Source organism: Cellulosilyticum lentocellum DSM 5427, from assembly GCF_000178835.2.
Lineage (GTDB): Bacteria > Bacillota > Clostridia > Lachnospirales > Cellulosilyticaceae > Cellulosilyticum > Cellulosilyticum lentocellum.
This window is the reverse complement of sequence record NC_015275.1, coordinates 2,224,608-2,240,654: the sequence shown is the minus strand read 5'-3', so window position 1 is coordinate 2,240,654 and position 16,047 is coordinate 2,224,608. Positions and strand designations below refer to the sequence as shown.

The 16,047-nt window shown below is 33.9% G+C and carries 10 protein-coding genes; 2 read left to right on the top strand and 8 right to left on the bottom strand.

The features are described from left to right. Positions 1-15: 15 nt before the first annotated feature. From CLOLE_RS10245 to nifJ, 4 genes are all read right to left on the bottom strand, one after another. A complete protein-coding gene (locus tag CLOLE_RS10245; RefSeq protein WP_013657038.1) occupies positions 16-2,934 on the bottom strand; it encodes an insulinase family protein in 2,919 nt (972 codons plus the stop codon). Positions 2,935-2,951: 17 nt separating this feature from the next. Further along, entirely contained in the window at positions 2,952-3,953 is a 1,002-nt protein-coding gene (locus CLOLE_RS10240; protein ID WP_013657037.1) for a hypothetical protein, read from the bottom strand. A gap of 184 nt (positions 3,954-4,137) precedes the next feature. Continuing rightward, positions 4,138-5,526 (bottom strand): HNH endonuclease, encoded by a 1,389-nt coding sequence (locus CLOLE_RS21845; RefSeq protein WP_013657036.1) that lies wholly within the window; start codon positions 5,524-5,526, stop codon positions 4,138-4,140. A gap of 492 nt (positions 5,527-6,018) precedes the next feature. Next, the gene (gene nifJ, locus CLOLE_RS10225; protein WP_013657035.1) at positions 6,019-9,558 is read right to left on the bottom strand and encodes a pyruvate:ferredoxin (flavodoxin) oxidoreductase; all 3,540 of its coding nucleotides are present in this window, start codon (positions 9,556-9,558) and stop codon (positions 6,019-6,021) included. 312 nt (positions 9,559-9,870) lie between these two features. Here nifJ and CLOLE_RS10220 point away from each other — a divergent pair, with 312 nt between their 5' ends. Both CLOLE_RS10220 and CLOLE_RS10215 read left to right on the top strand, forming a co-directional pair. Beyond that, positions 9,871-11,079 carry an FprA family A-type flavoprotein gene (locus tag CLOLE_RS10220; RefSeq protein WP_013657034.1) on the top strand — a complete coding sequence of 403 codons (1,209 nt, stop codon included), beginning with the start codon at positions 9,871-9,873 and terminating at the stop codon, positions 11,077-11,079. Between the two features lie 204 nt (positions 11,080-11,283). After that, entirely contained in the window at positions 11,284-11,706 is a 423-nt protein-coding gene (locus tag CLOLE_RS10215) for a bacteriohemerythrin (protein WP_013657033.1), read from the top strand. Positions 11,707-11,750: 44 nt separating this feature from the next. Here the strand turns inward: CLOLE_RS10215 and CLOLE_RS10210 are convergent, their stop codons facing one another. From CLOLE_RS10210 to CLOLE_RS10200, 4 genes are all read right to left on the bottom strand, one after another. Beyond that, on the bottom strand, positions 11,751-12,395 hold the full coding sequence (locus tag CLOLE_RS10210) for a DUF488 domain-containing protein (RefSeq protein WP_013657032.1): 645 nt from the start codon (positions 12,393-12,395) through the stop codon (positions 11,751-11,753). A 45-nt stretch (positions 12,396-12,440) separates the two neighbouring features. Beyond that, a complete protein-coding gene (locus tag CLOLE_RS23000) occupies positions 12,441-12,611 on the bottom strand; it encodes a hypothetical protein (RefSeq protein WP_013657031.1) in 171 nt (56 codons plus the stop codon). Between the two features lie 157 nt (positions 12,612-12,768). Next, complete coding sequence (locus tag CLOLE_RS10205; protein ID WP_013657030.1) at positions 12,769-14,940, bottom strand: hypothetical protein; 2,172 nt, start codon at positions 14,938-14,940, stop codon at positions 12,769-12,771. Then, entirely contained in the window at positions 14,937-16,046 is a 1,110-nt protein-coding gene (locus CLOLE_RS10200) for a vWA domain-containing protein (protein ID WP_013657029.1), read from the bottom strand. The genes CLOLE_RS10205 and CLOLE_RS10200 overlap by 4 nt, the downstream gene beginning before the upstream one ends. Between the last annotated feature and the right edge of the window lies 1 nt (position 16,047).

Genomic DNA, 16,047 nt, shown 5'->3' with positions numbered 1-16,047 from the left:
AGCTTTAGCATATCCCTAAATCGTAAAATGTATAACCTCAAATATATTTTTACATTTGGTGATTGTTTCTTTGTTACCTATTACACAATAATGATTGTGACTACTCATAGCTTTAAATAATTGACTTGCTTTTTGTAAACTTTCAGGTGTTGTATTTAATATTTCATCATAAATTTGCTGACGCTCTTTCGGGCCCGTATGAGTTATAAGATAGTGGCAAAGCCTCTCGCTTCTTCTCTCCATACTAATAGGTGCTAACATTGTTCCTAGAGTGCTCACTATATAACGTTCTAGCAAATCTGGTTCTATTTCAAGCTGTTCTAAATACATTCCAATACCTTGATAAACCTCTAAGGTCTTTTTTAAATGGGGGTCACAGTATGAAGAAATTGCTAGATAACCCTCCTCACTTAAAAATATTTCACAGCCGTATGCACCGCCTTGTAAACGTACCCGATCCCATAAATACGTATTCTCTAAAATATTAGAAATCACCTCTAAACTGCCATCATACCGATAACCTTGCTTCTTAAAGTCAAACCCCGCTGCAATAGCTTGCACTTCTTGTCCTACACAAAATGCTTCTTTAGTCTCCTGCACCTTAAAGGTATACGTATAGTCTACTCCCTTTTCTCCAGGCAAATGGGTTATAAGTGATCTTATAGTATAAAGAACCTTTTGCTTTTGATGCTTCCCTATTGTTATAGCAAGGCGCACATTAGATTTTCTAATAACCTTTTCAAGTACTGATTTTAAAGCTTTACTCAATTGTTCAAACTGTTCCTCAAAATGCTCGTAAAGTGGCTTGATAAAATGATAAAAAGCCAAACCAGATACCTGGTCTTCATAGCTTCCTTCTTCTGAAAAATACGTATAAAGCCTCTGCATACTACGGTATTCTGGTGCCCCTATATAGCTTCTTTCCATTTCATACACCATATGACCTAATGCTTCTTTTATTTTAGCTTTTTCTTTAAAGGTGGTATTCAAAAACAAATCTGTCATTAAGGCTTCAAATGCACCTAGTGCTTCTGTTAATACCTTGCAGCTTACTTTAAAAATTGGACTATAGCCATCTTCATTGAATAAATGATACGCATGAATAGCACTATGTATGCCCCCAGTATGAGTATTGATCGTATTTTCAATTGCCACGTAATCCTTTGTTTCGGTTCCCACATAAGTAAATAAGTGAGCTAAAATGCCTAAGTAAGGTAAATCTTCTTGCGGAACACCTCTAGCATTAAAAAGAAAGTGAATATATGCAATATCCTTGGTGTCTGCTTCTTCTATTAACACCTCGCAACCTTCTAGAGTTAATTGCTCTAATTTGGGTACTTTTAAAAGCTTTGGCATCTGTCTTTTTGTCAAATGAGGTAAAAGACCTAAGCCCTCCTTAGTATTTTCTATTAACTGCTCATTTTTAAGACGTTTGTTATCTTGAATAAGTTTTCGAAACTGTGCCTTTGTCATAGCTGCCTTTGCTACTTCAAGTATTTTTATCTTTTGTTCTTCATTAGCTCTCCCTAAGGCTTCACTAGGGATCAATGTCATACAAAGACTATGAGGATTATTTAAGAGATACTTTTCAATCAAAGTTTCAAAATAGCCCTCATGCCTCAACTCGTTGAGTTTTTCAAAAGCTTTTTCATAATATAAAGGTTCAAAAGTCCCTTGTCCATAAAAGCAACTGCTTAATACCATTTCACTATATTGAATTCCTATAGGTTCATAGCTAGCATCTACTTCTTTTAACTCAAAAGCTAATGTTTGTAAACTTGCTTCTATTAAATCTTTAGGAATGCCTTCTTTGACTAATGTGCGAAGCACTCGAAATACACTGCTTTCAAACTGCTTTCCTGCTTCTTCTTCACAACCCTTTAATGTAATCGTAAAGACAGGTTGCTTTCTAGAAGTATCATAACCACCGTCACTTAAACTAACACCCAACTCTTCCTCTATCACTAAGGTTTTTAAAAGAGGAGAAGCTGCACTTCTAAGTAACATATGTTCTAAAACTTCAAAGCTTAAACGAAGAGCCTGATCACTAGAATCTCCTATAACAAAACTCAAGCAGATTAAAGTCTCTGCTTCTTCCTCTACTTCAACTGGATAATAAGCAGTACGTCGTTGTAAAGCTTTAAAAGGCTCCTGACAAGGTAGTATGGCTTTATAATCTCCTTTGGGTACTTGTTGTAAACCATTTTCATTTAAATAGTGAAGTTGATCCTTGAGATTACCATCTCCATAGAGGATAATGATACAATTACTTCCCTGATAATATTTTTGATGAAAAGCTAAAAAAGCTTCTTCTGTTAAATTGGGAATAGCTTCTGGTAATCCTCCTGAATCATATCGATAAGGTGTATCTGGAAATAAAGCCTTTTGTTTTTGGTTCTCTAAATGGGTAATAGCCTCAGCATATTCTCCTTCCATTTCATGGTAAACTACACCGCTATAGCTTAAATTGCCATCTTCTTCTACATGATAATGCCAGCCTTCTTGCTTAAAGTAATCACTTTTCTCATAAATAAGCGGATGAAATACTAAATCTAGATAGACTTTAGCAACTCCCATTAAATCTTCTTCATGAGGACTTGCTGCATAATAAATGGTCATATCAGGATACGTACACGCATTCATAGTTGTGCAAATAGAGCCTTGTCCTAAAGCTACAAAAGTTTCTTTTAACGGGTAATGTTTTGAAGCACAACAGACAGCATGTTCTACAATATGTGCGGCTCCCGTCTCATCCATCGGTAAAGTTTGAAAACCCATTGTAAATACTTGATGAGGGTCTTCGTTCTTTAAGCTAACAACACGAACCCCACTTTTTTCATGCTCAAATACCCTACCTATTCCTCCTATTTCTGAAATTGTTTGTTCTTCTATTAAACGAAAGCCACTCATGCTTTCTCCTATTTTTAATTGCATACACATCCCTTTCCTAATCACTTTACCCAAAACCCTAAAAGTGCCGGTGCTGCAGAACCATTAGGTAACATATAGTCTAACTGTTTTGTTTCTCCCTTCTTTAGTTTACCAATTTCAATACACTCTTTTTTTCTCTTAAATGAGTGAGAACGCTCTACTAAATGTAAACTTCCATCGTCCCATCTCACTACACCTTGAAAAATACCACCTCTCGGACATAAAATAACCGTTGTATCAGCCTTGGCTGTTATTCGAATATGCTCCATTATACCATAATTTCCTTCATTAAGTGCATTTTCTCCAGTAAGTTCATCTATACCTTTAACCCAATCTTTAGGAGTTCCTAATAAGTGGTAATAATATCCTATTTCTGCTGGAACCTCCATGGTATAAGTACGTTCTAATATATTAAAACTCCCTCTGGGTGCCAAATCTTTTTCTAAAATCTTCAAGTTTGTTGCTTCTTTCCCTGACTCGTTTGATATAGCTTTATAAGTAACAGTCATAAGTCCTGTTGTTTCTACATCCATCATTCCCGAGAGCAAACTCCCTTTTGTCCATAGCTTTCCTTCTGAATCATAAAGTATCCACTTTTCCTCTGGTTGAAGATAATAAAGCTCATCACTTACTGAATTAAAGTAATCTCTAAGTAATGTTTGTCCTGTTTTGAGAAACCGATAAGATGGTCCATCTACAACAGCTTTCCTAATACGTAATAACTGGGGAGTCTTTTCTTGATTTACAATTTCTATGACTAATCGTAAATTCTTTTCTTCGCTTTCATTGACATGATGATAAAGCAATCTGCCTTTACCCCAGAGTTCACCTTGATATAAAACACCAACTTCTTTAACATCTTCTGGGGAATTGCTCATCAAAAGAACACCACTTTCTTCCTCAAGCCTTTGCTTTTCTATAAGTATATAATGTGCATAGGTTTTAAGAGGTTGTGCCGAATAGGGTTTAATGAGTAGAAACATAGCCACATATAAAATAAAACCTTTTTTTAAATGCTGCATATCTGCCTCCTTTCAGTTTTAGGATATGCTACCCTTTATGGTTTTACTCTTATAGCTTTTTCCAGTCTTTTATCTTCTAAAAAATAGTACCCTTATTATATTTTCAACAAAGAATATCTTATGAACTATTAACAAAAAAGGAGATTGCACAACATTTCTTGTTATACAATCCCCTCTTTCTTGGTTATGCTTTAACCATTTGTCTCATTTTTTCAATAGTTAAGGCTGGTTGATGACTATGAAGGACATGATGACAATTATGACAAATAGGCACTAAATCCTCTATTGGATGTGTATTGGGTAAGATCTCTTCATGTGACTCGTCTTTAATATTGTGTACTTCTATAGCCATTTCATAAGCTTCTCCATAAGTATAGCCATAGTCAAAACCACAAATATCACAAACAGCTCCATAATAACTAATGCATTCTGCTTTGATTTGTTCTTTTGTAAGCTGTTTTGTTTTATCCTCTTCCATTTCTTTTTCATCTTCTTTTATGATGGCTATTGGTGTAGCAGCTTGTGGTAATTCTTCTTTTGGTGTATTCATTTTACTTTTCTGTATTAAGTCTTCTTGGGTTACCGGCGGTTCACTTTTTGCTTTAGGCATCATAATGGCTTCAAATAAGCGGTCAAAATCTGATAAATCATTATCTTCTTCTAGTTTCTCTGGCACTTTCAATGCTTTTTCTTTTATATCTAGTAAACTTTTATGTGTATGAACGGTTAGCTGCTCTACTTGAAATTTACCTTCTTCTATCATTTGTTTGATCGCCATTCTTAAATCACTTCTTAAACTCCATTCAAAGCAACTATTATCCTTTACACCACCTACAAATAAAATATGCCACCATAAAGGTTTACCCTCTATACTTATTGGCGCTTCTATTTTTAAATAAGCTTTAATCCGCTTAGCCATAGCAGCTACTACCTCATTATAAGGATATGTTGCTAAATAGCCTTCTTCTTTTGAAAGTTCTTCCGGTGTCACAGCATCTCCCATCAAATAGATTCTAAGCAATAAATCTAGATTTTTTTGAGAAATTAACTGAGTATTTTGTAGTACCTCTTCCCACATGGCTTGTGTAATAGCTATGCCTTCTGAATAAAGCATATAAGGTGACTCTAAGGTTTCTCCAGTATTTTCCTCCTGATTTTCCTCTGCTAGAGTGGTCAATATCCCGTTCTTAGTGAATAATGGCTCTTCTTCATAAAATGTTATCGGTTCTTCTTCTATTTCTTCTTCAATCTTATTAGGTGCATAGCTATATTCCTCTAATTTTCTATCACAATATTTAACAATCTCCTCCATAAACAGCTGACGATAGCGATTATTGGTAATAAGTGCTTCTACACTTAAGTCTAACCTTTCATTCTCCCAAAGTACCGCAAAATCCTGTACATTATTTTCAGTCGTAATATATTTGACTGCTGCTTCATAACCACCATATTTATTAATAAGGTCCATCAAACGAGGTGACTTATATCTCAGTTCTTTTGTCATACGCTTATAAAGTGCAATCATTTCTTGATGAAATGCTTTTTTAAGTTGTTCACTGTCTAATTGTGCCATGTCATTACCTCTACTTTTAGTTGTCTATTTATAAGATAAAGTGGGACATTAAAATGACACTGTAAAGTGCCAGTGTCATTTTAATAGAATATCCTATTTTTATAAAAATATAAGCCTTTCTTATCATCCGTTATACATCTACTTTTTACCAGTAGTAGTTCTTTATCTCTTCCCATTTGTTCAGTAAATTGATTATACCACATTTTATAACACAACTCTAGTTCTAACCATATGTTTAAATTCAATTGCTTTTCTATGTTCAATATTGGATTCAATAATTAAATAAAAAATTATATATTATTTATAATACTATATATCACATTTGTCCCATCAAGAATTGCTCAGAGAAAGAAACTTTTATCTGCACTAAAAATAGCTTATTTACTCAAGATTATCTTAGCCTATTTGATTTTTTTAAAACTCATAGAAATAACTAAAAAACAAAAGGTGTTAATAGCATCTATGCTACTAACACCTTTTGTTTTTTCATTATTAAAATTCTTGAGCTGCAAGACGTTTGTAACTTGCTAAACGGTCTTTTGCTTGTTTTTCTGCCATTTCGAATAGTTCTTCTGCTTGTTCTGGATATTGTTTCTTAATTGCTGAATAACGTACTTGTCCCATAATAAAATCTCTGAAGCTTTCTGTTGGTTCTTTTGAATCCAAGGTAAATGGATTTTTACCCTGTTCCTCAAGAAGTGGATTATAGCGATATAAATGCCAGTAACCTGATTTAACAGCATCTCCCATGTGTGAAATAGATTTACCCATACCAGCTTTTAAACCATGGCTAATACATGTTGCATAAGCAATGATAATAGATGGTCCTTCATAAGCTTCAGCTTCAAGCATAGCTTTAACTAATTGATTTTTATCTGCACCCATTGCTACTTGTGCTACATATACATTACCATAAGCCATCATCATACGGCCAAGATCTTTTTTACGTGTGCGTTTACCAGCTGCTGCAAATTTCGCCATTGCTGCCATTGGCGTAGATTTAGAAGATTGACCACCTGTATTTGAGTAAATTTCTGTATCAAATACCAAGACATTAATATTCTCACCTGATGCAAGAACATGATCTAGCCCACCATAACCAATGTCATAAGCCCATCCATCACCACCAATGATCCATTGTGAGCGTTTTACAAGGTAATCTCTTCTTTCTTCCACTTGTTTAAGTGCTTCTTTTGCATCTTCTAAAGTAATCACATCATTATCAAGAATAGCTTCGATTTCACGGCTATATACCTTTGAAAGTTCACCATTTTCTTTGTTTTCAAGCCAGTTGTTAATACTTTCTTTTGCTTTTTCATCGATTGGAAGTGCTATAATTTCTCTTAAGCGCTCTGCAATACAATCTCTCATTTGGTTAACTGCAAGCATCATACCAAGTCCATATTCAGCATTATCTTCAAAAAGTGAATTTGCCCAAGCTGGACCTTTACCTTCATGATTTGTTGTATAAGGTGTGCTAGGTGCAGATCCACCCCAAATGGATGAACATCCTGTTGCATTTGCAATCATCATGCGATCTCCGAAAAGTTGTGTTAAAAGTTTCATATAAGGTGTTTCACCACAACCTGCACATGCACCTGAAAATTCCATAAGTGGTGTTTTAAATTGGCTGTCTTTTACTGTTGTTCCTTTTACAAGGTCTCCCTTATAAGCCACTTTATCTGAAACAGCAAATTCCCAATTTGGAATTTCTTTTTCTACTTGTGTAGCAAGTGGTTTCATAACGAGAGATTTAACTTTTGTAGGGCAAATATCTACACAGTTACCGCATCCTGTACAGTCCATAGTACTTACTTGCATTCTAAATACAAGTCCTTCAAGACCTTTACCTACTGCTTTTTTAGCTTCAAATCCTTCGGGTGCATCTTTCATTTCGTCTTCTGATACAAGTACTGGACGAATACATGCATGTGGACACACAAAACTACATTGATTACATTGAATACATGTATCAATATTCCATTCTGGTACATCAATTCCTACACCACGTTTTTCATAAGCAGCAGTACCTGCTGGGAAAGTACCATCTTCATAGCCATTAAAAGCACTTACTGGAAGATGATCTCCTTCTTGACGATTAATAGGTTCTACAATGTTTTTAATGAAATCTGGCTTATTATTTTCTACCACTTCTTCATCTGCAACATTTTCCCATGCTGCTGGTACATCAATTTTAACAAGTGATGTGAAACCTGCTTCTACTGCCTTATAATTCATTTCTACAACATCTTGTCCTTTTTTACCATATGTTTTCTCTATAGATTGTTTAAGGTAAGAAATAGCATCTTCTTCTGAAATGATATGAGCAAGTTTGAAGAATGCGGCTTGCATAATCATGTTAACACGTTTACCAAGGCCAATGCTTGCTGCAATACCTACAGCATCAATTGTATAGAAATTAATTTTATTTTTTGCAATATAACGTTTCATTTTAGCTGGTAATTTTGTTTCAAGTTCTTCTGCTGACCATAAGCAGTTAAGTACAAAGTTACCACCTTTTTTAAGACCTTTTAGAAGATCATATTCATTTACATAAGCTTGTTGTGAACAAGCAATGTAATCTGCTTCATCAATTAAATAGGTTGAACGAATAGGCTCATTTCCAAATCGTAAGTGTGACATAGTAATTCCACCAGATTTTTTAGAGTCATATGCAAAATACGCTTGTACGTATTTGTTAGTATGTTCACCAATAATCTTTACAGCTTGCTTATTAGCACCTACAGTACCATCTGAACCAAGTCCCCAGAACTTACATCTTACTGTACCTTCTGTTGAAATTCTAAGTTCATCATTTATTGGAATAGAAGTAAATGTAACATCGTCATTAATACCTACTGTAAATTGGCTCTTTGTATCAGCAACTTTTAAATGCTCAAATACTGCTTTAATATCAGTTGGCGTAACGTCTTTCGAACCTAGTCCATAACGTCCACCAATAATTTCTGGTGCATTATCTACATCATAAAAAGCAGAACGTACATCTAAGTAAAGTGGCTCACCAATTGAACCTGGTTCCTTTGTACGATCAAGAACAGCTATCTTTTTCACTGTTTTTGGCATTGCTGCTAAGAAATGCTTTTCTGAGAATGGACGGAATAAATGTACCTTGATTAATCCATATTTTTCTCCTTGTGCATTAAGGGCATCAATTGTTTCTTCAATTGTTTCTGTCACAGAACCAATTGCAACTACTACATACGCTGCGTCTTCTGCACCATAATAATTAAATAATCCATAATTTCTTCCTGTAAGACTATTTATTTTTTGCATATATTCTTCTACAATTGGAATAATATTATTATAAAATTTATTTGAAGCTTCTCTTGTTTGGAAATAGATATCTGAATTTTGAGCTGTTCCTCTTGTTACCGGATGATTAGGTGAAAGTGCTCTTGATCTAAAATCAGCTAATGCTTCTTGATCTAGTAATGCTGCATAGTCGCTATATTCCAATACTTCTACTTTTTGAATTTCATGAGATGTTCTAAAACCATCAAAGAAATGAACAAAAGGAAGTCTACCTTTAATAGCAGCAAGATGTGCCACTGGTGCAAGGTCTGCTACTTCTTGTACAGAACCAGAAGCAAGCATTACGCAACCACTTTGTCTGGCTGCCATAACATCTTGATGGTCACCAAAAATAGATAAGGCTTGTGCTGCAAGTGCACGCGCACTTACATGAAATACTCCTGGTAAAAGTTCACCTGCTACTTTATACATATTTGGAATCATTAGAAGAAGTCCTTGTGAAGCTGTAAAAGTAGTTGTTAAAGCTCCTGCTTGCAGTGAACCATGAAAAGTTCCTGCTGCACCTGCTTCTGATTGCATTTCTACAACCTTAACTTTTTGTCCAAAAATATTTTTTCTATTTTGTGCCGCCCAATCATCTACTACTTCTGCCATAGTAGATGAAGGTGTAATTGGATAAATAGCTGCTACATCTGTAAAAGCATAAGCAACATGAGCTGCTGCAGTATTACCATCTATTGTCATTAATTGTTTTGCCATAAGATGACCTTCTTTCTTTAATAATATAATGTATGCTTATAAAATAAATTAATATTTTTATCTTAAAGCGATTAAAGATTTTTTACTTCTTTATCCTTCGCCTTTTCCAAGTAATAATAATTATTATCTGAAATATATTATATACTTTTTTCTCAGATTTTCCAGTATTTTTTTTAGTACAATCCATTTTCTGTGATTTTCTTGACAACCCATGCATTTATTCTATAATAATTATTATCAAATGAAATTATTTTAAATTAATACACTTTAAATTAATACACAATGTATATTATTTGTAGAGGAGTTGTTTACATGTCCGATATATTAAATGTAACACCAGATTTTTATTGGGTAGGGGCTCTTGATCCAACCCTTCGTACTTTCGATATTGTAATGGAAACTGAATTTGGTACTACCTATAATGCTTATCTTTTAAAAGGTAGTGAAGGTATTGCCCTCTTTGAAACTGTTAAAGACAAGTGTTTTGATAAGTACCTTGAAAAACTAAAAAAAATAGTGGCTCTTGAGGATATTAAGTATATAATTGTAGATCACACAGAACCTGATCATGCTGGGAGTGTAGCTAAATTACTTCCTTATACACCAAATGCTACTGTTGTAGGTAGTGCTTTAGCTATTAGGTTTATAAGCCAAATCATCAATGCTCCTTTTAAAAGCCTTGTTGTTAAAGATGGAGAAACACTTTCTTTAGGAAATAAAACGATTCGCTTTTTAAGTGTTCCTCAACTTCATTGGCCTGATACGATGTACTCTTATATAGAAGAAGATGGCCTTTTAATTACCTGTGACTCTTTTGGAGCCCATTACTCTGATGAACGTATTTTTAAAAACGCTTTAGAAACTGATCGTGAAGCTGACTATGTGTCTGCTTATAAATATTATTTTGATATGATTATGGGACCTTTTAAACCCTTTGTTTTAAAGGCCTTAGATAAAATTAAAGATTTGTCTATCAAATTTATTTGCCCTGGTCATGGTATGATTTTAGATGAAACTAATATGCAAAAATACTTAGATTTCTATAAAACTTGGAGTACACCAAAAGCACTTTCACCTAAGATTGTTGTAGCTTATGTATCTGCTTATGGTTATACAAAAGAAATGGCTGAAACCATTTGCAAAGGTATTGATGCTAGTGATTATACAGGAGAAGTTGTTCTTCTTAACTTAGAAACAGATAGCCTTGCTGATGCGATGGCACATATTGAGACCGCTGAAGGACTTCTTTTAGGTTCTCCTACTATTTTAGCAGATGCACTTCCTCCTATTTGGAATGTACTTACTTCTCTTAACCCAGTAGTTCATAGACACTTAACTGTTGGAACATTTGGTTCTTATGGCTGGAGTGGTGAAGCACTTCCTCATATACAAGAACGCTTTAAACAGCTAAAATGTCGTATACCTCTTCAACCGTTAGCTTGCGTTTTTAAACTAGGTGAGACCAATTTACAGGAAGCTTTTAATTTTGGTAAAGATTTTGCTTCAACGCTTGTTAAATAGATTTATAGTGATTAGGATAAATAAAAGGGTAACCCATATGGGTTACCCTTTTATTTATCCTAATCATCAACTTATATTTCTATCTTAACTTGATGTCTTAACTCAAATACAATCTCAGCACCTTTTCGTAAAATTATTTATTTTCTCTTTACTCTTATGCTATACTTAAAGTATACATAAAATATATTTTCCAGGAGGTGCTGTATGTTTGATTTTAACTTTAACTGGGATGGCCGTCTGACACTGGGAATTGAACAAATAGATAGTCAACATCAAGCTTTTTTTCAAATAGGTCGACATATAGAGCAAATATTACTTATTCAATGTATAGGTGTTACTGAGCAAGAATTAATGAATATTTTATATGATCTCAGAGAATATGTTACTTATCATTTTTATGATGAAGAGACTTTTATGAAAACAATTCATTATCCTCATATCGTGCAACATATAGCTGAACATGAATCCTTTAAAAACTACATTAATAGTATCGACTATACTGCCCTTTGTGCTTCTCCTTATAAGGAATTAACACATCTTAGAAATGCTATTGTTGAATGGGTTTTCGAACATATGGTTAAACAAGATAAAGATATAGAAGCTTATTATCAGCGACTATCAAGTTAATATTAAAAGAAGGGATCAATTTCTATTAATTCCTCCTTTTAATATTATATTTTCTTTTTAGGTGAATCATATGATTCTTTTAACACTCGTTTTGAATTAACTTCTACTATTTGATTACTTTGTAATTCATAAGCCGCATTAATCAACTCTGTTTTATGGGGTCTATTAAATAAATTTAATTGGGGATGATTGGGAAAATATTTTTCTAATAGTTCTTCCTCTAAATCACTTTGCGTTTGTAAGTGACCATCATGTAAAATGTGGTACATCTTATAGCCTCTAAAGGCTAAAGCTCTTCCTACTAAGGTACTTCTATGGCAATCACTAGGTGCTTTTTCCGCACACATAAACGCAATCTGATAGCCAGCCTCAATCCCTCTTATAATGGTTTCTATTCCTTCTTGAAAGCTAGGAAGTTCTGCTATCTTCACGAAATCCAGATAACCTGCTTGATTTAAAAGTGGGCTACTAGGTCTAATAATGCCAAAGGCTTCTTGCATTTGACGATACAAAATATTTTCTGTATTAAGAAAATGCTTAATTGGTTCTTTGTTAAATTGCGGGTGAAAATTAGAATAAGCCATTGTTCTTACATCAATGACGCAATTGATGTGATACTTTTTTATTAAAGCTAAAAAACTTTCTTGAGTATGATGCGCATAACCTATAGTATAAGCACATTTTTCCATCTGTTGTCTCCTTTATCTAGCTCACGTTCTACCCATTACTACTCATCATGCAGATAAACAATCCTTTTTTAAAGATGTTGTTGGTTTTAAAATCTGTGGGTTATAGTTTTGAATAATACTTCCTCTTAGTTGATTCTTGTCATATAACATGGTCACATAAATACTTTTTTCTCCACCTCGTGCACGATAGTAGCACATTGTTTCTCCTGACTTCATAGATTCTCCTCCACTTCGTATATCTCATTTGATTTATCCTTATTATACACAATATCGAACATATGTTCTAGTCTTTTTTTGTACTACTATTCAACAAAAATTTCTTTTTACTGACCATCTTTTTTGTTAATTATGAACTAGTTCATTGAATTTAGTTTTAATGATGAGTTACCATCAAACTATACCTTTCTTGTTTAATAAATAAGTCTTGTATTTGTACTGTAGAAACATGCATGCACTCTCCTACTACAGCATTGCCTTCAGATAATGGAATAGCTTGCCTTTTAGGTTTTATAACTGTATGTTCCCAGTTAAAAATAGGTTTATTCATTAAAGTACTACCTATTCTTATCATTTGCACAGCATTATTTAGTAACTGCTTCTTTTGTTTCAACTCACTTAGTGATTCTTGAAGTTGTTTGATTTGTTTAGCTGTGGACTTTAAATGATCTAAGTGATAATCCTCTATAATTTCATCTTCTAATTTTTTTTTGGGAAACTTTTCAATTTTCCACTCCACTACTTCGGCTTTATAATAAGAAACTGGTAAGCTGTAATCTAGTCCTTGTTGCTTTGTTTCGAATAAGCCTTTTTCATTAATATGAAAACGCTCGTAAAGCTTAAGTTGCTTTTTGGTAAGTGGCTGCATAGGTTGAAAAATATTTTTTAAATATTTTCTGATGCAACTCTCCCTAAGCTTTAATATCTCTAATTCATAAAGATACCCGGCTACTTGTTCTGCTATTATTTGCTCTATGATCCTAGCATTTACTACTTTCAGCTTCTCTAATTGAAGTTTATGGAATACTTTCTTATCTTGCTTAAATGCCACCTTAATAACACCTTGTTTTCTTAACTGAGCTCTCACTTTTCTAGATAACTCAGTGATGAGATACTTAGTATTCAGATTACCATTCACTATAATATTATATTCCCTGTAAACAGCAGCATCTAACTTTAAGTGGGTTTTAAGTTCCTCTACTTGCCCATTTACCTTCACTTGTACCCCTATGTTAAGTTTTTTGCTTCCAATACAGACTTTTTCTATTTCTCCATACCCCAAAGTAGGCTTTATAAAAGCATATCCTAGTTCTTCCTTCCTATAAGCCGGCCCAATCCTTTCGTAAGGATAACTATAATCCCAAAACAGCTTAGATTCTGCATCATTTAAAATGATAGAAAGTATCTCTAGTAAACATAATGGTTCTTCTCTCTTTAAAGTTTGCCTATCTATGATTTGTTTACCTTCTTTATAACGCTTTTGTGGTTTCTCTGCTAGCTGAATCAATTCTTTGAAGAAGTTCCCTTTTTCTCTAGTGCTATATATACTACATACTTTTTTATAAGTAGCTATATCTCCTGTTTCAGCAATAACTTCCTCTGCTGTTTCAATATCGCCTTCTTTTACTAGATATGCCCCAAATTGATACAGGTAATACGGTATAACTTGGCTCAAAGTTTCTTGCTTTTTAATTTTCACTTTTGTATCAAGTAACTGCAAAGGTTCATCGTAGGTAACTAAAAGATTGATTCCCTTTTCACTTAAGCCTTGAATACTTCCTGCATTTGTATAGTAATGACGTGTCTCACACAAAAATGAAGTTTTATTTTGAACATTGATTTTGTCTTTAGAAATAGCCTCTACTCTTGAAATTAATAAGGCCATGGCGCCTTCATAATCTGCTATTTGCTCCACATGCAACAATTCGCTACTACTATCTTGAATCAGTGATTTTAAGAACTGGCTATCATAATACGTACCTAATGCAATTAGATTTAAAGAAATCTCATCTTCGTAACAACGCCTACATAATTGCATGCAGGTCTCTACTTCTCCTGCTTTCCCTATAGGTGAAGAAGAAAAACCATCAGTAAATAAAGTGATATGCTGTGCATCACAATGCTCTTTTAACCTCTTAGTCAATTCTAGGGCTACTTCTAATGATTGAGAAAGTGGCCCTTGACAAGCCAACTGAATTGCTTCTTCGATTAGTCGATCTATTTCTGCCATTTTATAAGATGCACGATCACATCTTATACTACTTAAAACACGTACTAGTCCTTCATGTTTTTTATAAGCCAGTAGTGAAACATAATGCTTTCCTTTTTTGCATAACACATCTAAAGTCTTTATTAAACATTTTTTTAGTTGCTCTTTCTCCTCTTCTTGATTGCCTTGAAAATCTATTATAAGAATATGATGATGAATAGCTGCTGACAATGGCTTTTTACTGGCAACTTCATAAAAATAGCACTCTTTCTGGGTTTTATTAGTAAAAGGAAGTACTGCTTTTCCTTTGTAGGTTATTTGAAATGGAAATGATTTCATAGCCTTACCTCCCCTCCTTTATCCCAGTCTTCTACTTCATAGAGTAAAGAGGTGTTAGCCATTAATTTTCTATTATATGATGTTGATTGAATAAACACTTTATATTTGTCTAAATGTACAGCTTTTAAAGTTTCATTATGTCCCTTTTCTTTAATCTGACTACTTAATCCTAAAATATCTCTCACTTGTGAGCCATTAAAAATTTTTCCTGTTTCTCTTTCTACTAATAGGATTTCTTTTTGCCTGCCTACTTTTTCACTTTTTGTTAATTCATAAAATCCTCTTCCTACTCTAAAACTAGCACCTTGTTCTAAAATAAACGCTTTAATACTCATTTCTTTCTCTACAAAAAGCTCTTGAAAACGCCCTTCTGGAACAGGAATAAGAGCATCATTGCTTTGATATTCAGTTAATGTTTCGTTTTGCAGTTTAGCAATACAATTTTTCAGATTATAGTTCAGCTTACCTTTTTCTTTAAGTTGTTCTTCAAAAAGCTTCAACTGCGCTTCTCCTTCTTGCTGATAACAAATCGCCATAAGAAGTGATGTCACATTAGCAAACTGATCTAAAGTCAAATAAAAGCCCCCTGTTTGATATGCTATTTCCTCATAAAAGGCTCTTGAATGCTTACGAATTCCTGGCATTGCATGCACACCATAAACATGAATACCTGCTTCTAGAAGAAGTCCCAATTCATTTCTCCAATTAATCTTTTGCTTATTTTGTTTTTCATTTGGACCATGTGGTACATCATCGCCAATAATAATAAGTGCTTTCCCGCGGCCGGACTCCCAACTTAATGATGTACGTGCCTCACGTAGTACAAGCTCATAGCATTCTGGTGCATCTCCTCCGTAAGTAGGTGCTACTTGAGTTACAAAGTTTTTTATCTTCTCTTCATCCTTAGAAAAATCTAGCATTTGAACCGTATAAGGATTACCTTCGTCACAATAATCCCCATGGGCAATGATAGCTATTCTTAGGTCTGGAATATCTTTAAAAAGTTTCCGCACTATCTCTCCTATGTAACGTCTTACCTGCGTTAAGCAAGGATACATAGAACCTGTTGTATCAAAGCTTACACATACATCAATACTATCACTCATA